Consider the following 983-nt stretch of genomic DNA (forward strand, 5'->3'; position numbering starts at 1 on the left):
CGGCTCGTACAGCCCCTTGCCCGCCGCATCGAGCGAGGCCGATGGCAGCATCCCGATCGATCCCACGCACATGCTCGCCTGATCCGACAGGATGTCGCCGAACAAATTGCCGGTCAGGATCACGTCGAACTGGCCGGGATTGCGCACCAGCTGCATCGCGGCATTGTCGACATACATGTGGGTCAGCTCGACGCTGGGATAGTCGGCCGCGACCTCGATCACGACGTCGCGCCACAATTGGCTGGTTTCCAGCACATTGGCCTTGTCGACCGAGCACAACCGCCGCTGACGCCCCATCGCCGCCCGGAACCCGACATGCGCGATGCGCCGCACCTCGTCCTCGGCATAGCGCATCACGTCATAACCTTCGCGGCGGCCATCGGGCGTGGTGCGCATCCCCTTCTCGCCGAAATAGACGTCGCCGTTCAGCTCGCGCACGATCAGCAGGTCGATGGCACGCGCGACTTCGGGGCGCAGCGCGGAGGCCTCCTCCAGCCCCGGCATCAACCGCGCGGGGCGCAGATTGGCGAACAGCCCCAATTCGGCGCGCAGGCCCAATATCGCCTGTTCGGGGCGCAACCGCCGCTCGACCGCATCGAAGCGCGGATCGCCGACCGCGCCGAACAGGATCGCGTCCGCCCGCCGGGCCAGATCGAGTGTCGCCGGCGGCAACGGATGCCCGTTCGCGGCATAGGCCGCCCCGCCAACCGGCGCTTCCTCGAAGGTGAGACCCAGCCCCAGCGTGTTCAGCACGCGCACGGCGGCTGCCGTCACTTCCGGCCCGATGCCGTCGCCTGCGAGTACCGCGATCAATGCCATGCCTGCTTTCCCCACTCCCCGCGCGCATGCCCAAGAGGAGGGCAAGCACTTCGAACGCCATTGCGCGCACTTACCCCTGAATCCGTCGCCCCGGGCTTGACCCGGGGCCCCGCTATGTCGCGCGGCCTAAGAGGCAGCGGGACCCCGGGTCAAGCCCGGGGTCC

At 68.4% G+C, this 983-nt stretch carries 1 protein-coding gene; it reads right to left on the reverse strand.

The features are described 5' to 3' along the window. On the reverse strand, positions 1-819 hold an 819-nt coding region (leuB, locus tag AX709_RS18070), incomplete at its 3' end, for a 3-isopropylmalate dehydrogenase (protein WP_066551372.1). Positions 820-983: the final 164 nt, after the last annotated feature.

The organism is Sphingomonas sp. CCH15-F11, from assembly GCF_001557005.1.
In the GTDB taxonomy this organism is placed as follows: domain Bacteria; phylum Pseudomonadota; class Alphaproteobacteria; order Sphingomonadales; family Sphingomonadaceae; genus Sphingomonas.